General features: G+C 70.9%; 18 protein-coding genes. 8 read left to right on the plus strand and 10 right to left on the minus strand.

Translation table 11 applies throughout. The features are described from left to right. Window positions 1-67: 67 nt before the first annotated feature. The 3 genes from OG992_RS30910 to OG992_RS30920 all read right to left on the minus strand — a co-directional run bounded on the left by OG992_RS30910 (window position 68) and on the right by OG992_RS30920 (window position 5,727). Window positions 68-1,714: a hypothetical protein gene (locus OG992_RS30910; RefSeq protein WP_238682638.1), complete on the minus strand. Its 1,647-nt coding sequence runs from the start codon at window positions 1,712-1,714 to the stop codon at window positions 68-70. Between the two features lie 286 nt (window positions 1,715-2,000). Beyond that, complete coding sequence (locus tag OG992_RS30915; RefSeq protein WP_266304982.1) at window positions 2,001-3,899, minus strand: hypothetical protein; 1,899 nt, start codon at window positions 3,897-3,899, stop codon at window positions 2,001-2,003. 346 nt (window positions 3,900-4,245) lie between these two features. Beyond that, window positions 4,246-5,727 (minus strand): aminopeptidase P family protein, encoded by a 1,482-nt coding sequence (locus tag OG992_RS30920; RefSeq protein WP_266304983.1) that lies wholly within the window; start codon window positions 5,725-5,727, stop codon window positions 4,246-4,248. 132 nt (window positions 5,728-5,859) lie between these two features. On the opposite strand from OG992_RS30920, the gene asnB reads away from it, so the two are divergent. Then, complete coding sequence (asnB, locus tag OG992_RS30925; protein WP_091405235.1) at window positions 5,860-7,821, plus strand: asparagine synthase (glutamine-hydrolyzing); 1,962 nt, start codon at window positions 5,860-5,862, stop codon at window positions 7,819-7,821. 144 nt (window positions 7,822-7,965) lie between these two features. Here the strand turns inward: asnB and OG992_RS30930 are convergent, their stop codons facing one another. Continuing rightward, window positions 7,966-9,054: a lytic polysaccharide monooxygenase gene (locus OG992_RS30930; protein ID WP_238682686.1), complete on the minus strand. Its 1,089-nt coding sequence runs from the start codon at window positions 9,052-9,054 to the stop codon at window positions 7,966-7,968. Window positions 9,055-9,345: 291 nt separating this feature from the next. On the opposite strand from OG992_RS30930, the gene OG992_RS30935 reads away from it, so the two are divergent. The 3 genes from OG992_RS30935 to OG992_RS30945 all read left to right on the plus strand — a co-directional run bounded on the left by OG992_RS30935 (window position 9,346) and on the right by OG992_RS30945 (window position 13,691). Further along, window positions 9,346-10,599 (plus strand): XdhC/CoxI family protein, encoded by a 1,254-nt coding sequence (locus tag OG992_RS30935; RefSeq protein ID WP_323181929.1) that lies wholly within the window; start codon window positions 9,346-9,348, stop codon window positions 10,597-10,599. Between the two features lie 114 nt (window positions 10,600-10,713). Continuing rightward, a complete protein-coding gene (locus OG992_RS30940) occupies window positions 10,714-11,649 on the plus strand; it encodes a carbohydrate kinase (protein ID WP_266304984.1) in 936 nt (311 codons plus the stop codon). A gap of 215 nt (window positions 11,650-11,864) precedes the next feature. Continuing rightward, window positions 11,865-13,691, plus strand: a complete 1,827-nt coding sequence (locus tag OG992_RS30945) for an alpha-galactosidase (protein ID WP_266304985.1) — start codon at window positions 11,865-11,867, stop codon at window positions 13,689-13,691. Window positions 13,692-13,698: 7 nt separating this feature from the next. On the opposite strand, the gene OG992_RS30950 is transcribed toward OG992_RS30945, so the two are convergent. Both OG992_RS30950 and OG992_RS30955 read right to left on the minus strand, forming a co-directional pair. Further along, window positions 13,699-14,529 (minus strand): MBL fold metallo-hydrolase, encoded by an 831-nt coding sequence (locus tag OG992_RS30950; RefSeq protein ID WP_266304986.1) that lies wholly within the window; start codon window positions 14,527-14,529, stop codon window positions 13,699-13,701. Further along, window positions 14,526-14,930, minus strand: coding sequence for a thioesterase family protein (locus OG992_RS30955; protein WP_238682630.1), 405 nt, complete (start codon window positions 14,928-14,930; stop codon window positions 14,526-14,528). Before OG992_RS30955 ends, OG992_RS30950 begins: the two co-directional genes overlap by 4 nt. 127 nt (window positions 14,931-15,057) lie before the next feature. Here OG992_RS30955 and OG992_RS30960 point away from each other — a divergent pair, with 127 nt between their 5' ends. Beyond that, entirely contained in the window at window positions 15,058-16,146 is a 1,089-nt protein-coding gene (locus OG992_RS30960; RefSeq protein ID WP_266304987.1) for a phosphatase PAP2 family protein, read from the plus strand. 166 nt (window positions 16,147-16,312) lie between these two features. On the opposite strand, the gene OG992_RS30965 is transcribed toward OG992_RS30960, so the two are convergent. The 3 genes from OG992_RS30965 to OG992_RS30975 form a co-directional block, all read right to left on the minus strand. After that, window positions 16,313-17,824, minus strand: coding sequence for a PH domain-containing protein (locus OG992_RS30965; RefSeq protein WP_266304988.1), 1,512 nt, complete (start codon window positions 17,822-17,824; stop codon window positions 16,313-16,315). A gap of 43 nt (window positions 17,825-17,867) precedes the next feature. Beyond that, window positions 17,868-18,401 (minus strand): PH domain-containing protein, encoded by a 534-nt coding sequence (locus OG992_RS30970; protein WP_266305305.1) that lies wholly within the window; start codon window positions 18,399-18,401, stop codon window positions 17,868-17,870. 242 nt (window positions 18,402-18,643) lie between these two features. Then, complete coding sequence (locus tag OG992_RS30975) at window positions 18,644-18,874, minus strand: hypothetical protein (RefSeq protein WP_238682628.1); 231 nt, start codon at window positions 18,872-18,874, stop codon at window positions 18,644-18,646. Between the two features lie 241 nt (window positions 18,875-19,115). Between OG992_RS30975 and OG992_RS30980 the strand changes: the two genes are divergently transcribed. The 3 genes from OG992_RS30980 to OG992_RS30990 are packed head-to-tail and all read left to right on the plus strand — an operon-like array spanning window position 19,116 to window position 22,140. Next, window positions 19,116-20,213, plus strand: coding sequence for a MoxR family ATPase (locus OG992_RS30980; RefSeq protein WP_196924350.1), 1,098 nt, complete (start codon window positions 19,116-19,118; stop codon window positions 20,211-20,213). Further along, complete coding sequence (locus OG992_RS30985) at window positions 20,192-21,193, plus strand: DUF58 domain-containing protein (RefSeq protein WP_266305306.1); 1,002 nt, start codon at window positions 20,192-20,194, stop codon at window positions 21,191-21,193. The genes OG992_RS30980 and OG992_RS30985 overlap by 22 nt, the downstream gene beginning before the upstream one ends. Then, entirely contained in the window at window positions 21,190-22,140 is a 951-nt protein-coding gene (locus OG992_RS30990) for a VWA domain-containing protein (protein WP_091403838.1), read from the plus strand. Before OG992_RS30985 ends, OG992_RS30990 begins: the two co-directional genes overlap by 4 nt. A gap of 92 nt (window positions 22,141-22,232) precedes the next feature. Here the strand turns inward: OG992_RS30990 and OG992_RS30995 are convergent, their stop codons facing one another. Next, complete coding sequence (locus tag OG992_RS30995) at window positions 22,233-22,448, minus strand: hypothetical protein (protein ID WP_196925116.1); 216 nt, start codon at window positions 22,446-22,448, stop codon at window positions 22,233-22,235. Between the last annotated feature and the right edge of the window lie 8 nt (window positions 22,449-22,456).

Genomic DNA, 22,456 nt, shown 5'->3' on the forward strand with positions numbered 1-22,456 from the left:
CGCGTCTCGCGGAAGGGGGCCGGCCCGTTGTGCTGGTGCTACGCCGTCGTCACCCGAGGGTGATCGATCAGGCGAAGCAGTTGTCGATCGTGCCGCCCGGGATGGCCAGGCAGTTGGTCGGACGGTTCGCGGTGATGGCGGACTTGTCGTCCAGGTTCACGTCTCCGAAGAAGCTGAAGACGCCGCCCGGCTCGAAGGTAGAGAAGTTGTGGGCGACCTTCGTCTTCGACAGGTTGACCTCGCCGAAGATGTTGAAGATGCCGCCGCCGACTCCGATCGGGCCCACGGCCCGGTTGCCGACAACCTCGCTGTCGCGCAGCGTGGTGACGCTGCCGGCGTTGAAGAGCCCGCCGCCGAAGAAGCCGGCGGTGTTGTCCTTGATGCTGCTCTTCTCGAAGGTGGCCACGCTGTCGAAGGCGATGGCCACACCGCCACCGACACCGGCGGTGCTGTTGCGCTCCACAGTGACGTTGTGCAGGTTCAGCTGGCTGTCCGCCGCAGCGAGACCGCCACCGGCGAGAACCGCGGTGTTCGAGACGAACTTGGTCTCGTACGCCGTGGTGTTGCCCTCGATGTCGAGGTAGCCACCACCGAAGCCGAGCGTCTCGTTGTCGGTGATCTCGGCCTTCTTCAGCTCGACAGTTCCGCCGTCGACGTCGTCGGTGAAGATCTCCGCGGCGCCGTTGGAGATACCGCCACCACCGATGACGGCGGTGTTGTCCTTGATCTTCGACTCCTCGACCTTGAGCAGCCCGGCGTTGAAGACGCCGCCACCGAAGAAGAAGGCGGTGTTACGGGTGACCGTGCTGTGCCAGATCTTCGTGGTGCCGAAGTTGGCCACACCACCACCGTTGCCGCCCGACTGGTTCAGGACGACCTCGGACTCCAGAATCTCGGCGGTGCCACCCGGCTGAACCAGGATTCCGGCGCCGTCATTCTCCTCCGGCTCCTCGACGAGCGGCGTGACGACGCCCGGCGTGGCCTTCGGGGTGACCTTCGGCGCGGCCTTCAGGCCCGCCTTCGGGTTGGCCTGCCGCGCGGTGAGCGCCTGGGCCAACGGGGTGCCCGCCTTCACCTGCGCGGCGAGCGCCTCGGAGTCCGAGTAGGCCGCCCAGACCGCGGCCGGCTCCACACCGTTCTCCAGTTCGAGGGTCTGGCCACCCTTGATGGTCAGGCCCTTGATGGTGAGGTGACCACCGGCCCCCACGTTGAGGATGCGGAAGTAGTCCGCCGTGGCTTCCCGAGAGATCGTGGTGTGCTCGCCCTTGAGCGTGATCCGCTCGGTGATGACCGGCAGGCCGTTGCCCTCGTAGTCGTTGCGGGTCAGGTTGTAGGTGCAGCCCTTGGCCAGCTCCAGCACACCGCCGTGCTTGTTGTTGGCGAACACGATCGCCTGAATCAGCTTGTCGGTGTCGCAGGGCACCTCCTTCCCGCGCTCGTGGTCCTTGTCCCGGTCCTTGTCCTTGTCCCGGTCCTTGTTCCGGTCCTCGTCCTTGTCCCAGTCGCGCGCCTCGTCACCCCGCTGGTCGCCATCCTTGCTGACCTGCGCGGTGTTCCAGTTCAAGCCGACCGCTCCGGCGCTGCCCGCGACGCCCACCGCCGCGAGACTGATCACGCCCGTCAAACCGGCCACGCCACTGGCGAGCCAGAGCTTGCGGCGGCTCTTGGCCGTCGCCCGCCCGGAGGCTTCGTTGTTCGTTAGGTAGTTGGACATCGGAGCTCTCTGCCCTCTCCTCGTACCAGACAGGGTCGCCGCCGTCAGACGGGTGTCCCCTGCTACAAATCGGTTGTAGCTCCCAAAACCACCGTATGAGAAGGTTCCTCGCCTCGCGGGCTTATCCGAGAGAAGCCCACATTCGGTTCATGTTGCCCCCAGCGGGGCCCGGACCGACACACCGGCCCCCAAGCCGGCCTGCACGCTCCTGACCTGCCCAAATGGGTACGCCCCTCCGAGCCGTGACGGCTCGGAGGGGCGTTTTATGTGGTTCAGCCCCACCCGATCAGGCGAAGCAGTCCAAAACGTTGAAGCAGTTGGTCGGGCGGTTGGCAGTGACAGCGGACTCGTCGTCCAGCGTCACGGTGCCGCCGATGCTGTTGAAGATGCCCCCCGGCTCAAGGGTGGAGAAGTTGTGCGCCACCTTCGTCCGGTGGAGCGTGACCTTGCCGCCCTCGGTGTTGAGGATGCCGCCGCCGCGGCCGAACGGACCGACGGCCCGGTTGCCCGACACCTCGCTGTCGCGCAGCGTGGTGACGCTCTCCTCGTTGAAGAGGCCGGCGCCGGAGAAGCCCGCGGTGTTGTCGTTGATCCTGCTGTTCTCGATCGTCGCAACGCTGTCGTTGGTCACGGCCAGGCCGCCACCCGAGCGACCGGCGCTGTTCCTGACCACCGTGGCGTCCTTGAGGTTGAGCTGGCTGTCGACCACCGCGACGCCACCACCGTCGAGCAGCGCGGTGTTGTCACTGACCGTCGTCTGGTGCAACGTCGTGGTGCCCTCGACATCCAGTACGCCGCCGCCGAAGCCGAGCGTCTCGTTGTCGGTGACCTCGCTCTTGTAGACCCAGACCGAGCCGCCGTCGACGTTCTCGGTGAAGATGTCGGCAGCGCCGTTGGAGATGCCGCCGCCGCCGATGATGCCGGTGTTGTCCTTGATCTTCGACTCGTCGACCTGGAGTACGCCAGCGTTGAAGATGCCGCCGCCAAAGAAGAAGGCGGTGTTGTGCGCGACAGTCGTCTTGCTGAGCCTGGTGCTGCCGAAGTTGGCCAGGCCGCCGCCGTTGCCGCCGGACTGGTTGTAGAGCAACTCGCTGTCCAGGATCTCCGCGCGACCACCGGGCTGCACCAGCACCCCGGCGCCGTCGGTGAACCCAGGCTGCTCGACCAGCGGCACGACCGCCGTACCGGCACTCACCGGCTTCGCCGCCGCGGCTACCGGCTTGGCAGTGGCGGCCTTGGTGGCAGTCGGGGCGGCCTTGGTTGCTGCCACTGCGGGCTTGGCCGGCGCTGCTTTCGCGGCCGGCTTTGCGGGCGCTGCCTTGGCTGTGGCCTTTGCGGGCGCTGCCTTTGCGGCGGTCTTCGCGGCCGGCTTGGCGGCGGTTGCTGCCGGCTTCGCTGCCGCTGGCTTGGCTCCAGGCGCGGCAGCGATCGCCGACTTCGCGGCGGGCGCCGCCGCTGCCGGCGGCTGGGCCACGGTCGAGCGGACCTGGGCCGAGTACGGCGCCCAGACCGTCGCCGGGTCGGCGGTCATCGGGGACTGGAGGGTCTGGCCACCCCTGATGCTCAGGCCCTTGAGAGTGAGGTGCCCGCCAGCGCCGACGTTGAGGATGCGGAAGTAGTCGGCAGTGGCCTCGCGACCGATGGTGGTGTGTTCACCCTTGAGGGTGATGTGCTCGGTGATCACCGGGAGGCCGTTGCCGTCCTGGTTGCGAGTCAGGGTGTAGGTGCAGCCCCTGGCCAGCTCCAACACGCCGCCGTTCTCGTTGTTGGCGAACGTGATCGCCTGGATCAGCTTGTCGGAGTCGCACGGGATCTGCTTGGTGCGGTCCTTCTCGTCGTCCTTGCCGTCCTTGCCGTCCTCGCGGTCCTTGCCATTCTTGCCGGACCGGTCGTCGAAGCCGCTCCAGTCGTCGCCGCTCCAGTCGTCGTCCTGACCGCCGTCGTCCTTGGCGCCGCCCTTGTCCGCGCCGCCGTCGTCGCTGGCGTTCTGCCGGTTGGTCGACGGCTGCGCGTCCGACACCTGGTCGGCCTTCGGCTTGTCGTCCCGAGCGGCGACGCCGCCGAGGGCTGCCAGGCCGACCACGCCGGTCAGCCCGGCTACGCCGGCGACCCAGAGCGCTCGCCTTCGCCGTGTTGGCGGAGCCGTCGAGGCCCCGCCGTCGGTACTCGTTACGTCGTTGGACATCAGAGCCTTCCGCCCTTTCCTGCTACCAGACGGGATCGCACCGCCCCAGGCGCCACGACCAGCTACAAATGGGTTGTAGCCTCTGATCCACACCGTATGAGAACCATCTTCGCGATGCGGACTTATCCGAGACAACCACGCATTTGGCGCAGGTCAGGCGAGGGCGGCCATCCAGTCCGGGCCGGCAGAAAGGGCCCGTGCAGCGCAGACACCGAACGGTGCCGGCCCCCTCGGCGGATCACGACAGAAACCCCTGGCCGCCAGCCCCTCAAGAAGGGGCGGGCGGCCAGGGGTGGGCGGGCCAGGGAGCGGGGCTTGATCCGTCAGCCCCGGCAGAACAGCCGGCTCAGCCGGGCAGGCGGGGGCCGGCTTCGCGCTGCTCGGCCAGCCAGGTCTCCACCTCGTCGGAGGTGCGGGGCAGCCCGGCCGACAGGTTGACCGCGCCGGTCGCGGTGACCAGCACGTCGTCCTCGATCCGGATGCCCACACCGCGCAGCTCGGCGGGGACCAGCTCGTCCTCCGGCTGGAAGTACAGACCGGGCTCGACGGTGAGCACGTAGCCCTCGCCCAGCGCGCCGTCGCGGTAGGTCTCCTTGCGGGCGTTGGAGCAGTCGTGCACGTCGATGCCGAGCATGTGGCCGAAGCCGTGCAGCGTCCACCGCCGGTAGACGGTCGACTTCTCGTCCATCGCCTCGTCCACGCTCACCGGCAGCAGACCCAACTCGGACAGGCCCTCGGCGAGCACCCGCATGCAGGTCAGGTGGACGTCCTTGAACTTGACCCCGGGGCGGATGGCCTCGATGCCGGCCTGCTGCGAGGCGTACACGATGTCGTAGACCTGGCGCTGTAGCGCGGTGAACCGGCCACTCACCGGCAGGACCCGGGTGACGTCGGCGGTGTAGAGGTTGCGGCCCTCGACGCCCATGTCCATCAGCAGCAGGTCACCCGGTCGGGTGGCGCCGTGGTTGTGCACCCAGTGCAGGATCGTGGCGTGCTCGCCGGCACCGACGATCGACCCGTACCCGACGTCGTTGCCGTCGTGGCGGGCCCGCAGCGCGAAGACGCCCTCCAGCAGCCGCTCGGAGACCGCCCGGTCGGCCGGCAGGATCCGGGCGACGTCCTCGAAGCCGCGTACGGTGGCGTCGATCGCGTCCTGGAGTTGGCCGATCTCCCACTCGTCCTTGACCAGCTTCATCTCCGAGACGGCGATCGCCAGCTCGCGGTCCCGGGCCGGCTGGCCCTCGGCGCGGGGCCCGTCGTACTGGCGGACGGCCGCGTCCACCTGGGCGTCGAAACCGCGCAACACCCGGGTACGCCCCGGAGCCAGGTCGGCGAGCGTCGCCTCCAGGCCGGTCAGGTCGGCGGTGGGCAGGCCCAGCTCGGTCGACTTCTCGCCGAGGGTGTGCCGCCGGCCCACCCACAGCTCGCCGTTGCGGCTGCGGAAGAACTCGTCGGTCTCCCGGGAGGACCGGGGCCGCATGTACAGCGTCGCGTCGTGCCCCGAGCCGTTCGGGCGCAGCACCAGCACGCTGTCGGCGTCGTGGTCGCCGGTCAGGTAGGCGAAGTCGCTGCCCGGCCGGAACGGGTAGTCGGTGTCGTTGGCCCGGACCTTCTCGGTGCCGGTGGGGATCACCAGGGTCTCGCCGGGGAAGGCCGCCGAGAGGGCCGCCCGCCGCTTGGCGTAGTTGGGCGTCTCCGGGCGGGGCGTCACGGGAAGCGCGGTGTCGCTCCAGCCCTGCCGCATGAAGGACAGGAACGCCTCCGGGAAGTCCGGATCGTGCGATTCCGTACCGTCCGTCGGCGTACCGTCGGTCTGTCCCTCGGTCATTGCGCCGCTCCCTCCGCTTCGTTGCTGGTCCCGACGGTACCGCGCGTCCGGTTGGCGCTGACGCCCCCTGTGAGTCGGGTGGATCGACGGACGGCTGCGAGGGCCGACAGCGCGCGTGGAAAGATGGCCACCATGTGCGGACTTCTGGCCTTCTTCAGCGCGAACGGCAACGCCGCCGCGCATCGCGACCACATCGCCGGAGCGTTGGAATGCCTGCACCACCGCGGCCCCGACGAGACAGGGGTCGAGGTGGTCGGCGACGCCTCCGGCCGGTACGCGGACGGCGTGTTCGCCCACAAGCGGCTGGCCATCATCGACGTCGCGTCGAGTCACGAGCCACTGCCCTACGCGAACGGCCGTTACCTGCTGACCTTCAACGGCGAGATCTACAACTACATCGAGCTGCGCGAGGAGCTGATCAGAAACTTCGGTGCCCAGTTCGCCACCGCCGGTGACGGCGAGGTGATCGTCGCGGGCTACCACTTCTGGGGTGAGCAGGTGCTCACCCGACTTCGGGGCATGTTCGCCTTCGTCATCTGGGACCGGCAGGAGCGCCGGGCGTTCGGTGCCCGCGACTACTTCGGCATCAAGCCGATGCACTACCTGGAGACCGCCGACGGCCTCTATCTGGCCTCGGAGAAGAAGGCGCTGCTGCCGTTCGCGCACAGCAACTACCAGGGCGACGCGGGCGTCGACACGGCGAACCTGAGCCACTACCTGACCCTGCAGTACGTCCCCGAGCCCGGCACCCTGCACAAGGGCATCAGCCGGATCGGCTCCGGGGAGTACCTGAACTGGACCCCGGGCGGCCGGATCGACGTGCGCCGGTGGTACCGGCCGGTGTTCCGGCCGGCGCCGGTCGACGACGAGCAGAAGCTCTACCACGAGATCCGCGAGACGCTGCGGGAGAGCGTGCGCATGCACATGCGCTCCGACGTGCCGGTCGGCTCGTTCCTGTCCAGTGGCATCGACTCCACAGCGGTGGTGGCGCTGGCGCGGGAGTTCAACCCGAACATCCTGACCTTCACCGTCGGCTACGACGTGCCGGGTTACTCGGAGATCGACGTCGCCCAGGATTCGGCCCGGCACCTCGACGTCACCACGATTCCCACCAAGATCGGTCCGCAGGACATGATCGACGCGCTGCCGAAGATCGTCTGGCACCTGGACGACCCGGTGGCCGACCCGGCGCTGGTGCCGCTCTACTTCGTGGCCAAGAAGGCCGCCGAGCACGTCACCGTTGTGCTCTCCGGTGAGGGCGCGGACGAGTTCTTCGGCGGTTACACGATCTACCGGGAGCCGTTGTCGCTGGGCACCGTCAACGGTCTGCCCGGCGGTGTGCAGAAGGGGCTGCGCGCGGTCTCCAAGGCGATCCCGCAGGGGGTCAAGGGCAAGAGCTTCCTGGAGCGTGGCACCACTCCGATCGAGGAGCGTTACTACGGCAACGCCCGGATGTTCACCGAGGAGGAGAAGCAGCACCTGATGCGCCGCTACGACCCCTCGGTGCGCTACACCGACGTCACCGCCCCGATCTATGCTGAGTGCACCGAGCTCGACGACGTCACCAAGATGCAGTACGTCGACCTCTACACCTGGCTGCGCGGCGACATCCTGGTCAAGGCCGACCGGATCTCGATGTCGCACTCGCTGGAGGTGCGGGTGCCGTTCCTCGACCGTGAGGTCTTCGACGTCGCGGCGAAGATCCCGGTCGATCTGAAGCTGCCGCCGCGCTCCGACGCCACCAAGTACGCGATGCGTCAGGCGTTGCAGGGTGTCGTGCCGCCGGCCATCGTCAACCGCAAGAAGTTGGGCTTCCCGACCCCCACCCGGGTCTGGCTGCGCGGCGAGATGTACGAGTGGGCCCGGCACGTGCTCAGCACCTCGGGCGCGGGTGACCTGCTGGACCTGTCGTACGCGCTGCGGCTGCTCGACGAGCACAAGCGGGAGGAGGCCGACCACTCCCGCAAGGTGTGGACCGTGCTGATCTTCTGCATCTGGCACGCGATCTTCGTGGCCAAGACCCTCGACCCGGGAATCCAGCGCAACCAGTCCGCCCTGCTCACCAAGCCGGTGGTCGGCTCCATGGTCCGCTGACCCCTGCCCCACCCCACAGACCCTGCCCCACCCCGCAGACCCCTGCCCCACCCTGTTGATCAAGAGGTTTGCGTCATCCGGAGCGTTTCCGGTGACGCAAACCTCTTGATCATTTCGGGGTGGGGCAGGTGGTGGTGGTGGGTGTTAGCGGCGGGCGCAGGTGACTGTGGGGAGCCCGTTGGTTCCTGTGGAACTCGCTAGGAAGCCGAACGTTGTGGTGCCGTTCGGTGCGACTGTGCCGTTGTAACCGACGTTCGTCGCCGTCACCGTCGAGCCGGACGATGTCTGGGTGGCACCCCAGATCTGACTGATCGCCTGCCCGTTGGGCCAGGTCCAGTTCGCTGTCCAACCGGAGAACGGCGTACTGCCGTGGTTCATGATCGTGACATCGCCCTGGAAACCGCCCTGCCAGGTGCTGGACACCTTGTAGGTGGCCATGCAGTCACCGCCGGACGGCGGCGGGGTGGTCGGGTCGGTCGGCGGATCCGTCGGGTCGGTCGGCGGATCGGTCGGCGGATCGGTCGGGTCGGTCGGCGTACCGCCCGGGCCCACACCGGTGACCTGGCCGCTGCCGCCGTCGAAGGTCACGTCGGAGCAGCCGAAGAAGTTCTCCTGCGAGTCCGAGCGGACCCAGCGGGAGTAGATGATGTGCCGGCCACTCTTACCCGACGGCAGGTTGCCGCTGAAGTAGTAGTGCCCGTCGTTGCTGCCGACCGAGCCGCGCTGCGGCGGGTTGGTCACCGTCAGGAACGGCTCCTCCAGGTCACTCCAGGCCAGCGCCCGGGTCGGGCTCCAGCTGTTCTTGGTGACGTAGAAGTAGAACGTGCCCGGGTGGTGCGCCCAGTTGCTGTACTTGAAGTCCAACCGCGCCCCGGCGGTCAGGTGGGTCAGCGGCCAGTCGGTGCGCGGCAGGTCGTAGCCGCGGAAACCGGTTGCGCCGCCGCTGCACAGTTGCCCGTCCGGGATGAAGCCGGTGGTCCGGCCGCCAGCGTCGGAGCGCAGCACGCTGAACCAGTTGTACAGCGAGTTCGCCCCGCTCTGGGCCACGGCCGCGGAGCAAGCGGGGTTGTTCGGCCTGATCTCACCGGTCTGGCTGCGGCCGTCCTGCCAGCACAGGTACGTGCGGCTGCCCGGCGTCATCGCCGCGCCGTGCGCGGCGGCCGGCTGAGGGTTGGACGCCAGGGCGACTGCGCCCAGCGCGAGGGTCGTGGCCGCGGTGAGCAATACGGCCATACGGGAACGGTTCACGGGTTCTCCTGACTCGCGAGGGGCGCTGGATGAGCCGCCCCGCCGCAATCGGGTGGGATGTGGCGTGATCGCCTCGCTGTCGTGAGCGGTGCGACGATCACGGCGACGTGCCCCGGCGGAAAACAGCCAGTGGACGTGCGCCGTCGACGGTCCTGTCCGGGACCGGTGCCCTCGCGTCTAACCAACCCGGCAACCGGGGGGCGCCCGCAGCCCTCGCACCGCCCGGTATGCGTCATCCCATCACGCCGGGCGGCCGAGCGCAATAGGCATTCCTCGATGCATGAGAACACCCGCCGGTCGTCGTTGAACGCCATATCCTGCGTACGGGGAGCGGGAACGGAGAGGCGGCAGCCGGTGCCGGACGTGTTCGACGAGGTGCACCGCCGGTGCCGCGACGGCGAGCCGGTCGCGCTGGCCACAGTGGTGGCCACCTGGCACTCCGCCCCGCAGCCACCCGGCGCCGCCATGGTGGTCGCGACCGACGGCACCGTCACCGGCAGTGTCTCCGGAGGCTGCGTCGAGGCGGATCTCTACGAACGGGCCCGTCGTGTGCTCGACACCGGCCAACCCGAGCTGTGCCGCTACGGGATCAGCGACGACGACGCGTACGCCGTGGGCCTGACCTGCGGCGGCATCCTCGACGTGTTCGTGGAGCGCGTCGACGCGAGCGCCCTGCCGGCTCTGGACGCGGTCGCCGCAGCCCGCCGCAGCGGCCGCCCGGCGGCGATCGTCACCTGCGTGGCCGCCGACGCCAACGACGATCCACCCGCCGATGCCGGCACCTCTCCGGGCGCCGGACCGACCGACCCGGCCCGACGGCGTGGCCGTCGGCTGGTGCTGACCGGCCAACGGTCCGTCGGCTCGCTCGGCGACGACCGGCTCGACGACGCCGCCAGCGCCGACGCTCTCGGGCTGCTCGCCGCCGGACGCAGCGGAATGCTCCGGTACGGGTACCACGGGCAGCGCCGAGGCGGCGGCGTCAGCCTCTTCGTGACCGCGTACGCCACCCCGCCCCGCATGATCGTCTTCGGGGCGATCGACTTCGCCGCCGCGGTGGCCCGGATCGGCGCGTTCCTCGGCTACCGGGTCACCGTCTGCGACGCCCGGCCGGTCTTCGCCACCGCGCGACGCTTTCCCGAGGCGGACGAGGTGGTGGTGCAGTGGCCGCACCGCTACCTGCGTACCGAGTTGGCGGCCGATCGGCTCGACGAGCGGACGGTGCTGTGCGTGCTCACCCACGACCCCAGGTTCGACGTGCCGTTGCTGGAGCTGGCGCTGCGCCACCCGCTGGCGTACGTCGGCGCGATGGGCTCACGGCGCACCCACGACGAGCGACACAAGCTGCTGAGCGAGGCGGGGCTCAGCCCGGCGCAGCTCGCCCGGCTCGCCTCCCCGATCGGGTTGGATCTCGGTGGTCGTACCCCCGAGGAGACCGCCGTGAGTGTGGCCGCGGAGATCGTCGCGGCCCGGTGGGGCGGTACCGGCCGCTCCCTCGCGGTGCTCGACGGGCCGATCCACCAGCCGGGGTAGCGCGCACGTCGGTGCCTGGCCTTCGGCGCCCATCGGGGCGCGCGCTGTGCCAGCCTGGTGCCACGGAGATCGGCTCGGCGACCGGCGGCCGGTGGCGACGACGAGAGGATCGGCATGGGATACGCGGTGGTGGTCGGTGAAGCGCTCGTCGACCTGCTCGACAGCGAGCTCGACGGGGAGCGGGTCTACCGGCAGGCCATCGGCGGCGGGCCGCTGAACGTCGCCGTCGGGGTGGCCCGACTCGGCGGTGCGGCACAGTTCGTCGGCTCGCTCGGTGACGACGCGCTGGGCGGCCGGATCCGCGACTTCCTCACCGCTGCCGACGTCGGGGTGGCAGGTGCGATCACGGTCCCCGCGCCGACCACGCTCGCTGTGGTCACGTACGCCGGGCCCGAACCGGACTTCCGTTTCTACGGCGAGCCGGCCTCCTACGGACTGCTCGGCCCCGACGATCTGGACCTGGCGTTGCTGGAGGGTGCCGACGTGCTCTACTGCGGCTCGATAGTGCTGCTCCGACCCGACACGCTGGCGGCCGCCCGCCGTGCCTGGTCGCTCGCCCCCGGCCTGCGGGTCTTCGACCCGAACGTCCGCCCTCGGCTGCTGAACGGGCCGGCCGCGCTGGAAGGGCTGCGCGAGGTGGTGGCCGAGTTCGCCGCCGGCGCGCACCTGGTCAAGCTGAGTGCCGCCGACGCTGTGCTGCTCTATCCCGGTGAGCCGGTCGAGGGGGTGGCGGCGTACCTGCGGGAGTTGGGGGCGGCCACCGTGGTGGTGACGCTCGGCGCGGCCGGTGCGGTGCTGGCCGCCGCCGACGCCGACCCGGTCCGGGTGCCCGCCCCCAAGGTCACCGCGATCGACGCCACCGGCGCTGGTGACTCCGTGATGGCCGCGCTGATCGCCGACCTGCTTCGCGACGGCGAGCCGGCGGTCCCGTCGGGCTGGGCCGACCGCGTCGCCTTCGCGCTGCGGGTCGCCGGCCTGGTCTGCGAATCCCCGGGCGGTGCCACCGCCATGCCCACCCGCGCCGCCGTCCAAAACCGCTTCAACACCTAACCCCCCGCCCCGCCCACCCCCACCCCCACCCCGCGCCGATCTTGCAGTTTCGGTCGACGTTTGGTCCGCTTTGCTCGTCTTTGACGCCGCAGAAAGTGCAAGATCGCGGCAGCAGGGGGGCGGGGTGGGGCGGGGGGCGTTGGTTGACCTCGGGGTTTGTGAGCGTTAACATCGATGAATCACGATGGAAACGTGGGCATCGTCGGGAGGCTCTGATGCGGGTGGTTCTGGTACCTCTGGTGTTCCGCCGCGTCGCGGCCCTTTTGGCCCTGCTTCTCGTGGCCGCCGGGATGGTCGTCGCCGACCCGCCGGAGCGGGCAGTCGCGTGGGACAACGGGGTGGCCGACACCCCGCCGATGGGGTGGAACAGCTACGACTCGTTCAACTGGAGCGTCACCGAGACCGACGTCCGGGCCAACGCCGACTACATGGGCGCCAACCTGCGGCAGTTCGGGTGGGAGTACGTGGTGATCGACTGGGCCTGGTACTACCCCGGTCGGCACAACAACAGCCCCAACCAGGACGCGAACCTGCAACCCCGGCTCCGGATGGACGCCAACGGACGGCTGCTGCCGGACACCACCCGGTTCCCCTCCGCCGCCGGTGAGAACGGGTTCAAGCCGCTCGCCGACTACGTCCACGCGAAGGGGCTGAAGTTCGGCGTCCACCTGATGCGCGGCATTCCCCGCCAGGCGGTCGCCGACAACGTCCCGATCCTCGGCACCACCTGCCGCGCCAACCAGATCAACAACACCACCACCGCGAACTGGCTCAACCTGATGTGGGGCCTGAACATGTCCAACCCCTGCGCGCAGACCTACCTGGACTCGATGTTCCAGTTGCTGGCGTCCTGGGGGGTCGACTACGTGAAGGTGGACGACATCGCCGCCCCGACGTACCGGCAGTCGGAGGTCGAGGGATACCGACTGGCCATCCAGCGCAGCGGCCGCCCGATGGTGCTGAGCCTGTCGCCCGGCCCGACCTCGCTGGCCAGCGGCGCACACGTCCAGGCCAACGCGCACATGTGGCGGATCGTCAACGACCTGTGGGACAACTGGTCGTCGGTGGACGCGCTCTTCGACCAACTGCGCAACTGGACCCCGTACCGCACCACCGGCGCCTGGCCCGACGCCGACATGATCCCGATCGGCCGGCTCTCCAAGTACGGGCCGGTCGGCTCGCCGCGATATTCCAACCTGACCCCCGACGAGCAGCGCACCCTGATGTCACTCTGGGCGATCAATCGGGCACCACTGATGTGGGGTGGCAACCTGGTCGAGAACCGTGCCGCGGAGCTGGCGTTGATGACCAACGCCGCGGTCATCGGGGTCAACCAGAACAGCGCTAACAACCGTCAGCTCTACGGTGGCAGCCGGCAGGTGTGGGTCGCCGACGTGCCGGGCAGCGACGATCGGTACGTCGCCCTGTTCAACCGGGACGGCAGCGCGGGGCAGGTGTCGGTGAACCTCGCCGACCTCGGAATCGGAGCGGCCGCCGTGACCGACCTGTGGTCCGGCGCGGCCCTCGGCACGGTGACCGGCACCCTCACCCGGTCGCTTGCGGCCCACGGTTCCGGGCTGTACCGGCTGACCCCGGACACCACTGTGCCGGTGCCGACCACCCACACCCTCGCCGCGCGGCACAGCGGCAAGCTGTTGGACGTCTACAACAACGCGACCACCGACGGTGCCGAGATGGTGCAGTGGGCCGCGAACGGTCAGCCCAACCAGCGGTGGCGCTTCCAGGACGCGGGTGGCGGCTACCAGACGGTGGTCAGCGTGCACAGCGGCAAGTGCCTCGACGTCAACGGTGGCGCGACCGCTACCGCGGACGGGGTCCGCGTGATCCAGTGGGGCTGCAACGGCGGCACCAACCAGCAGTGGCGCGTACAGGATGTCGGCTCGGGGTACGTGCAGCTCGTCGCCCGGCACAGCGGCAAGTGCCTGGAGGTGCTCAACGCCGCCACCACCGACGGTGCCCGCCTGGCCCAGTGGACGTGCGGCACCGGCACCCACCAGCAGTGGCGGCGTACCGCGGCGTAGAACCGGGTTAGCCCGTGCCGGTCAGTTCCTGGTAACCGCGGTGGGCGGCGACCAGGGCCGGGTGGGCCCCGAAGGGTGCCTCGGCGGCCACCCGCTCCGGCGGGGCGCTGCCGGTGTGCGCGGCCCGGATCAGCCAGGCCAGCTTCGCCAGCTCCGCGTGCTGGGCCCGGACGAAGTCGACGTCCACCGGGTCGCCGTGGCCCGGGATCACCACGGTGCGCGCGGTGGTCAGCCGCAGCAGGTCCGCGACCGCGTCCGGCCACTGCAGGGGGTACGAGTCCTCGAAGGCGGGCGGGCCGCTCTGCTCCACCAGGTCCCCGGCCACCAACACGTCGGCGTCCGGCACGTGAACCACCAGGTCGGCCTCGGTGTGCCCCCGCCCCGGGTGGCGCAGCAGCACCCGTCGACCACCCAGGTCGAGGACCGTCTCGACGTGCACTGTGTGCGTGGGGGCGAGCAGCGGGGTGTCGGCCAGCTCGGCGGCGAGCGCCGGGTGCTCCGTGCGCAACTCCTCGTACGCCTCCCGGCGCAGCCGCTCCGGCTCCTCGCGCAGGGCGGCGGCGGCCAGGTCGTGCGCGTACACCGGGCGGGGTGGGTCGCCGGCCAGGACGGCGTTGCCGAAGCAGTGGTCGTAGTGGTGGTGGGTGTTGACCAGCGTCAACGGACGGTCGGTGACCGCCCGGACGGCAGCGGCCAGCTCGGTGGCCTGGGCGGCCGAGGAGAGCGTGTCCACCAGTAGCGCCTCGTCGTCGCCGACGACCAGAGTGACGTTGACTCGCAGCAGCGGTTCGGCCAGCACGTGCACCCGGTCGGCGACCTCGACGAAACCGGCGTTCACGACGCCCGCCCGGCCCGTTCGACGAAGCGTCCCCGGTCGACCAGGATCCGGTCCACCCGGCCCCGAGCCACCGTCTGGTCGCCGTCGCTGACAGTGACCTCGAACGACAGCCGGCGACCGTCGACGGTCGCCAGCAGCGCCTGCGCGCGGACCGTCCGGCCGACCACTGTCGGCGCCAGGTGCTCCAACTCGACCCGGGTGCCCACTGTCGTCGAACCGGGCGGCATCCCGGTCGCCGTCGCCGCGACGGTGGCCGCCTCGGCCAGTGCCAGCACCCGGGGAGTGCCCAGCACGGGTACGTCACCGGAACCGACCGCCTGGGCGGTGTCCGCGTCGGTGACTGTCAACTCGATCTGGGCGGTCAGACCCGGCGCGAAGGCCGGCTCGGGCTGCTCCTGCATGGTCGTCAGCCTAGGTGCTCGCTGGACGCGACGAGCACGCGCCCGACGATCCGGACGCGACCACCCCCGACGTGCAACGGGTGGTCCCCGTCCGTCGATGCCGTACCCGTCGTTAACCTTGACCACGATGGCCGTCGTGACTGACCCCCAGCCCCCCGCCCGGACCGACCCGCCCGCGTCCCCGGACGGGGGTCGTCGGCGCGTCGTCGCCATGACCGTCTGGGCGGTCGCCTTCGTCGGTGCGTGGCTGGGCATCGGGCTGCCCACCGATCCCGCGTACGCCTTCGTCTGGATCTGGCTCGCGACCATCGCCTGGAACAGCGAACGGCCGTGGCGTAGCCACCTGCGCTTCGCCCGGGACTGGGTGCCGGTGGTGCTGCTGTTCGTGATCTACAACCTCTCGCGCGGGTTCGCCGACAACGGGGCCACGCCGCACGCGATGGAGTTGATCGTCGCCGACCGGTTCATGTTCGGCTGGGCCACCGGGGGTGAGGTGCCCACCGTCTGGTTGCAGCAGCACTTCTACCACCCGCAGGTGCACTGGTGGGATGTCGCGGCGAGCTGGGTGTACTTCTCCCACTTCGTGGTGGCGCTGGCCGCCGCCGCTGTGCTCTGGCTGCGCGACCGGCACCGCTGGGCCGCGTACATGAGGCGGTGGGGTTTCCTCTGCGCGGCCGGCCTGGTGACCTACTTCATCTACCCGGCCGCCCCGCCCTGGTGGGCGGCGCAGAACGGCCTGCTCACCGAGGTCGCCCGGATCTCGACACGGGGTTGGAAGGCGTTCGGCATGCACGGCGCCGGAAACGTCCTCAACGCCGGTCAGATCGCCTCCAACCCGGTCGCCGCCATGCCGTCGCTGCACACGGCGTGGGCGTTGTTCGTGGTGTTGTTCTTCCTGACCGCCACCCGTCGTCGCTGGTGGCCGCTGCTGCTCGCGTACCCGCTGGCGATGACCTTCACCCTGGTCTACTCGGGTGAGCACTACGTGATCGACGTGCTGGTCGGCTGGGCCTACGTGGGGCTGACCTTCCTGGTGGTCGGTCTGGCGGAGCGCGGCTGGGCAGCGTGGCGCGTCCGGCACCCGAGCGCCAAGTCGGAACCGGCCACGGAACTTCCACCGACGCCCACCGACCCCCCGCCCGGCCAACCCGAGCCCCCAACGCCACGGGAACCAGACACCACCACCACCCACCCCGCGGTCCCCGCCGACCACTGACCCCACCCCGGCCCCCGGGCTCCGGCCCCCAGGCTCCGGCCCGGTGATCATGAAGTTATTGCCCTCCCGCGCGGCGTGTCGGGGCAACAACTTCATGATCAACGCAGGGAGGAGTGGGGCGCGCGGGGGGAGCGGCGCGCGGGGGAGTGGGTGGGGTGGGTGGGGGTCAGGATTGGGTGCGGGCCTGGTGTGCTCTCGTGGTCAGCTCGGCTGCCAGGGCCCAGGCCTCTGCCAGATCGCGGTCCTGGGCGGTGGCGCCGGAACCCCCTGCGGTGTCCGCGTGTACGGAGGCCAACCCCAGCCGGCGCTGGATGGGCCCCTGGACCACTCGCACGCTTTGGATCCGGGCGTACGGCACGATCACCAACTGCCGGGTGAGCCGCCCGGACCGGGTGGCGAACACCCGCTCGAACAGCCCCGCGCCGAACGCGGTACGGCCCAGCGGGTGCAACCAACGGGTGCGGTGCGGCGGCGGGCTCAGCGTGAGCGTGTCGAGGCGTACCCCGGGTAGCACCTCGGCGACGATCATCGTCGCCGTCGGCAGGTCGCCGACCGGCAGCAGCCGATCGGGCCGGTTGCGGTCGTCGGCCTCCGCGACGGAGTAACCGGCCACCTCCAGCCGTAGCCGCAGCCAGCCCTTCATCCGCCACAGCAACGGCCAGGTGGCCCGCACGGTCTGCACCCGCTCCAGGGGCACGGTCTGCGCCCGTGTCTCCAGCAGGCCGTTGTGCACCCGCAGCGTGCCGCCGTCGCGGGCCAGCCGGAAGTTCCAGTCGTCGAGGACCCGGCGGATCGGTTGCAGCAGCACACCCGCCATCGCGGTCAGGGTGCTCGCCACCGCGACGAACGACCACGAACCGGCGGTGAGGAACTGCACCACGACGAAGGCCACACCGAACGGGAGCAGGAACGCCTGCGGGGTGAGTAGTTGGCTGATCAGCAGGTTCTGGTTGCGTACCGCGTGCAGTGGCCGGCCCGGCACGGCAGCCGGTGGCGCCGTCGCACCCGGGGCCACCGGGGTCGCCGCGTCGCCGGGCGCGGGCTGCTGCGCCACCCGCCCGGCCAGCGCCAGCAGGCGCTCGCGCAACAGTGCCGCGTCGGCCACCCCGAGGTACGCCAGTGGCGCCTCGGTCTTGCCACCGCCGACCACTTCCAGGCGCAGCTCGGCCAGGCCGGTGAGCTGGGCGAGCAGCGGCCGGACCACCTCCACGGCCTGCAACCGTTCCAACGGGATGGCCCGGGTACGCCGCCAGAGCAGCCCCTCGTACACCCGTAGTTCCCGGCCGACGACGTGGTAGCCAGTGTTGTACCAGCTGATCACCGACAGCACTGTCGCGCCGAGCGCCAGCACCGCCACCATGGCGGCGAACCAGCCGAAGCCCACCCGGGACAGCGTCGACCAGGACAGCCCGGCGATCACCACGACCAGGGACTTGGCGCCGTGCAGCACCGGGCTGAGCGGGTGCAGTCGTTGCCGGGGCTCGCCCTCGCCGCCGCCCGGTGGTGCCGGCCACGGCGCGGGCGTGCCGGGCGGCACCGGCCCACCAGGTGCCACGCCGGTCGGCACCGGCCCAGGCGCTGCCGCGCCAGCGAATGCCGAGTCAGCGGGCAGCGCCGGCCCCGGTGGCGTCGGGCCGGTGGGTGGCACGGTGCTCGGCTCGGCGGGCCCGTCGCTCATCGGAGCGGCCCTCGGCGCGGCCGGCGGCTGCCCGCGCGGGCGCTCACAGCCCCTCCGCCCGGTCCTCGCCGAGCGCTGTGAGTCGATCGCGCAGCCGGGACGCCTCCGCCGGACGTAGCCCGGGCACCCGGGCGTCGCTCGCCGCCGCCGCGGTGTGCAACTGCACGGTGGCCAGGTCGAAGGCGCGCTCCAACGGCCCGGCGCTCACGTCGACGAACTGCATCCGCGAGTACGGCACGATGGAGAGCCGGCGGACCAGCAGCCCGTGCCGGACCAGCAGGTCGTTCTCCCGCTCGGCGTACCCCCAGGCGCGGACCGCGCGGACGATCGCGACGGCCCGCCACGCGCCGAGCACCAGCACGACGGCCACGGCGAGCCCGAACAACCAGTGACCGCTGAGCGCCCAGCCGACACCGGTCACCGCCAGCCCGACGGCGACCACGATCGCCAGCCGGATCAGCTCCACCCAGATCAGGTCAGTGGAGATCGGCTGCCAGGTGACAGTGTCCGGCCAGGGCTCCAGCGGACCCCGACCAGCCGGCGCAGCCGTCAGCAGCGCGCCGGGGTCGGGCGGCAGGAGGCCGGGCGGGGGCAGGTCGGGAGCGCGGTGGTCGGCGGCTGGTGCCGGCCGGTGACCGGGCGGCAGCGCGCCCGGTGGCAGCGGGGCGGGCGTCGAGACATCCGGCGCGGTGGGCTCCGGGCCGAGCGTGCCGGGTGCCGGGAACGCGCCGGGCGGCGGGTCGACGCCGGGCGGTGCGGTGGCCGGGGTGGGCGGCCAGGACGGGGAGGTGGGGCCGGGGGAAGCCGGAGGGTCGCCGCTCACAGGTCGAGCGTAGGCGATCCGGGCACCGGAGTGACGGCACGCAGGAAGCCTCGAGCGTCGAGGAAGTCACCGAGGCTGCCCCGGTGGGAGTCGCAGGCCAACCAGGTCTTGCGCCGATCGGCGTCGTGCAGGCGGGGATTGTTCCACTCCAGCGCCCAGACGGCGGCGGACCGGCAGCCCCGGGCCGAACAGATCAGGGCCTCGTCGGTGGGGGAGGGGATGCTCATCCCGGCCAGTCTAGGGCGGCGGGATGGAAAGTTTGAGCGCCGGGCGACCACGGGGGGAGCCGCCCGGCGACGGGGTGAATCGTACACGCGGCGGGCCGGTCCGTGCACACCCGCGATGCGTGAATCGGCCGCTGGGGACGGCGCTGTCAAAATCGGCTTCTCCCCACCTCGACACTCAGCAAGGCGTGCGAGTCTTGATACCGCACGAGCCGCGACGACCGACAAACGCTGTGGAGGACCGGTGGCCCAGCCGACCATGCCCGACGCCCCGACGCCGAACGGAGCGGCACCTGCCCCGGTGACCACACCCGCGCAGGACGCCACCCTGCTGGAGAAGGGCCTGTTCGAGATCAAACGTGTGATCGTCGGGCAGGACCGGATGGTGGAGCGGATGTTCGTCGCGCTGCTCGCCCGCGGTCACTGCCTGCTCGAAGGCGTGCCCGGGGTGGCCAAGACCCTGGCGGTGGAGACCCTCGCCAAGGTCGTCGGTGGGTCCTTCGCCCGGGTCCAGTTCACCCCGGACCTGGTGCCCGCCGACATCATGGGCACCCGGATCTACCGGCAGTCGAGCGAGAAGTTCGACGTCGAGTTGGGCCCGGTCTTCGTCAACTTCCTGCTCGCCGACGAGATCAACCGGGCACCGGCGAAGGTGCAGTCCGCGCTGCTGGAGGTCATGAGCGAGCGGCAGGTGTCCATCGGTGGGGAGAGCCACCGGGTGCCGGACCCGTTCCTGGTGATGGCCACCCAGAACCCGATCGAGCAGGAGGGTGTCTACCCGCTGCCGGAGGCGCAGCGGGACCGGTTCCTCATGAAGATCGTGGTGGGCTATCCGACCGACGCGGAGGAACGGGAGATCGTCTACCGGATGGGCGTGGCCGCGCCCGAGCCGACAGCGGTGTTCGACACCCCGGAGCTGATCGCCCTGCAACGCAAGGCGGACCAGGTCTTCGTCCACAACGCGCTGGTCGACTACGCGGTCCGCTTGGTGCTGGCCACCCGGGCCCCGGCCGAGCACGGCATGCCCGACGTCGCGCAACTGATCCAGTACGGGGCCAGCCCGCGTGCCTCGCTCGGTCTGGTCCGGGCCACCCGCGCCCTGGCGCTGCTGCGTGGGCGTGACTACGCGCTGCCGCAGGACGTGCAGGACATCGCACCGGACATCCTGCGGCACCGGTTGGTGCTCAGCTACGACGCGCTCGCCGACGACGTACCCGCCGACCACATCGTGCAGCGGGTGATGTCGACGATCCCGCTCCCGGCGGTCGCTCCCCGGCAGCAGGCCACTCCGCCGTCGATCGCGCCGCCGCCGGGCGCTGGCTGGCCCGGGCAGCGCCCGTGACCTCACCCACCCCTCGTCCGGCCCCCCTCGGCGACCGTAGCGAGGCCGTGCTGTCCCGGCTTCAGCTGCTCGTCACCCGTAAGCTCGACGGTCTGCTGCAGGGCGACTACGCCGGCCTGCTGCCCGGACCGGGCAGTGAGGCGGGTGAGTCCCGGGAGTACCGCCCCGGCGACGACGTGCGCCGGATGGACTGGCCGGTCACGGCCCGGACCACCACACCGCACGTGCGGCGTACGGTCGCCGACCGGGAGCTGGAGACCTGGCTCGCGCTGGACCTCTCCGCCAGCCTCGACTTCGGGACCGGTCAGTGGCTCAAGCGGGAGGTAGTGGTGGCCGCCGCGGCCGCCATCACCCACCTGACAGTGCGCGGGGGCAACCGGATCGGCGCCGTGATCGGTACCGGTGGCGGGGCGTCCGCGCCGGCGCGACGGTGGCGGGGCGGACCACCGTCGGCCGGCCCCGGGGTGCTCACCCGGCTGCCGGCCCGCTCCGGGCGCAAGGAGGCGCAGGGCCTGCTGCGTGCCGTCGCCGGCACCGCCATCCAGCCCGGCCGTGGTGATCTGGGCGCCCTGATCGAGATGCTCAACCGTCCGCCCCGTCGTCGTGGGGTGGCAGTGGTGGTCTCGGACTTCCTCGCGCCGGCCGAGCAGTGGGCGCGGCCGATGCGCAAGCTGCGCGTCCGCCACGACGTGCTGGCGATCGAGGTGGTCGATCCGCGTGAGCTGGAGCTGCCCGACGTGGGCGTGTTGCCGGTGGTCGACCCGGAGAGCGGTGAGCTGCACGAGGTGCAGACCGCCGACCCGCGGCTGCGGCAGCGCTACGCCGAGGCCGCCACCGCCCAACGGGCCGCTATCGCCGCCGCCCTGCGCGGCGCTGGCGCGGCCCACCTGCGTCTGCGTACCGACCGAGACTGGCTGCTGGACATGGTGCGATTCGTGGCCGCGCAGCGGCACGCGCGTACCAGGGGGACGACACGATGATCCGTTTTCTGCAACCGTGGTGGCTGCTGGCTGTGCTGCCGGTCTTCGCCCTCGCCGCGTTCTACGTCTGGCGGCAGTTGCACCGTCGGGCGTATGCGATGCGGTTCACCAATGTGGACCTGCTGCGTACTGTCGCGCCGAAGGGCCTGGGCTGGCGTCGGCACGTCCCGGCGACCGCGTTCCTGCTCTGCCTGCTGGTGCTGGCCACCGCGCTGGCCCGTCCCGCCGTGGACACCAAGGAGCCGCTGGAGCGGGCCACAGTGATGCTCGCCATCGACGTGTCGTTGTCGATGCAGGCCGACGATGTGGCGCCGAATCGGCTGGAGGCGGCCCAGGAGGCGGCCAAGCAGTTCGTCAGTGAGCTGCCGGAGAGCTACAACCTGGGTCTCGTGTCGTTCGCCAAGGCGGCCAACGTGCTGGTGCCGCCGGGCAAGGACCGGGACGCGGTGACCAGCGCCATCGACGGGCTGGTGCTGGCCGAGGCGACAGCGACCGGTGAGGCGGTGTTCACCTGCCTGGAGGCGATCCGGTCGGTGCCGACCGACGGCGCGGCGGGCATTCCGCCGGCACGGATCGTGCTGCTCTCCGACGGCTTCCGGACCTCCGGTCGGGCGGTGGAGGAGGCGGCGGCAGCCGCGCAGGCAGCGAACGTTCCGGTCTCCACCATCGCCTTCGGCACCGACACCGGCCAGGTCGACATCGGCGGGCAGTTGCAGCGGGTGCCGGTGGACCGGTTGGCCCTCGCCGAGCTGGCCGAGACCACCGAGGGTTACTTCTACGAGGCGGCCTCGGTGAGCGAGCTGAAGCAGGTCTATCAGGACATGGGCAGCTCGATCGGGTTCCGCACCGAGCCGCGGGAGGTGACCCAGTGGTACGCCGGGGTGGCGTTGCTGCTGGCGCTCTGCGCGGGCGCGTTCAGTCTGCTCTGGTCGTCCCGGATGCTGTGAACCGGTGCGCCGGCGGCGGGCGACGACCGCCGCCGGCACCAGCACGAGGCAGCGTCAGCCAGCGGTCGGCGACCGCGGACGGCCCGGAGCGGTCAGTGACCGCCACCGGCGAGCACGAAGACGATGGCCACCCAGACGGCGGCGAGGGTGAAGCCCAGCGGGGCGACGTAGCGGCTCATGACGGCTCCGGGTGGCGGCTGGACGGTCCGCGTGCGGGGGCGGACCGCAGGGGGTGGGGACGCGCACACGAAGTCGTGACCGGGCGGCTCCCGGCGACCGCCCGGGATCGGGCGGCGCGGCACACTCACCTCGGCAG

Source organism: Micromonospora sp. NBC_00362 (assembly GCF_026342155.1).
Taxonomy (GTDB): Bacteria; Actinomycetota; Actinomycetes; order Mycobacteriales; family Micromonosporaceae; genus Micromonospora; species Micromonospora hortensis.

Excerpts from the sequence above, each read along its gene's own strand:
- OG992_RS30910 (WP_238682638.1), bottom strand. The coding sequence starts at position 1,714 with ATGTCCAACTACCTAACGAACAACGAAGCCTCCGGGCGGGCGACGGCC.
- OG992_RS30915 (WP_266304982.1), bottom strand. The coding sequence starts at position 3,899 with ATGTCCAACGACGTAACGAGTACCGACGGCGGGGCCTCGACGGCTCCG.
- OG992_RS30920 (WP_266304983.1), bottom strand. The coding sequence starts at position 5,727 with ATGACCGAGGGACAGACCGACGGTACGCCGACGGACGGTACGGAATCG.
- asnB (WP_091405235.1), top strand. The coding sequence starts at position 5,860 with ATGTGCGGACTTCTGGCCTTCTTCAGCGCGAACGGCAACGCCGCCGCG.
- OG992_RS30930 (WP_238682686.1), bottom strand. The coding sequence starts at position 9,054 with ATGGCCGTATTGCTCACCGCGGCCACGACCCTCGCGCTGGGCGCAGTC.
- OG992_RS30935 (WP_323181929.1), top strand. The coding sequence starts at position 9,346 with ATGCATGAGAACACCCGCCGGTCGTCGTTGAACGCCATATCCTGCGTA.
- OG992_RS30940 (WP_266304984.1), top strand. The coding sequence starts at position 10,714 with ATGGGATACGCGGTGGTGGTCGGTGAAGCGCTCGTCGACCTGCTCGAC.
- OG992_RS30945 (WP_266304985.1), top strand. The coding sequence starts at position 11,865 with ATGCGGGTGGTTCTGGTACCTCTGGTGTTCCGCCGCGTCGCGGCCCTT.
- OG992_RS30955 (WP_238682630.1), bottom strand. The coding sequence starts at position 14,930 with ATGCAGGAGCAGCCCGAGCCGGCCTTCGCGCCGGGTCTGACCGCCCAG.
- OG992_RS30960 (WP_266304987.1), top strand. The coding sequence starts at position 15,058 with ATGGCCGTCGTGACTGACCCCCAGCCCCCCGCCCGGACCGACCCGCCC.
- OG992_RS30965 (WP_266304988.1), bottom strand. The coding sequence starts at position 17,824 with ATGAGCGACGGGCCCGCCGAGCCGAGCACCGTGCCACCCACCGGCCCG.
- OG992_RS30975 (WP_238682628.1), bottom strand. The coding sequence starts at position 18,874 with ATGAGCATCCCCTCCCCCACCGACGAGGCCCTGATCTGTTCGGCCCGG.
- OG992_RS30990 (WP_091403838.1), top strand. The coding sequence starts at position 21,190 with ATGATCCGTTTTCTGCAACCGTGGTGGCTGCTGGCTGTGCTGCCGGTC.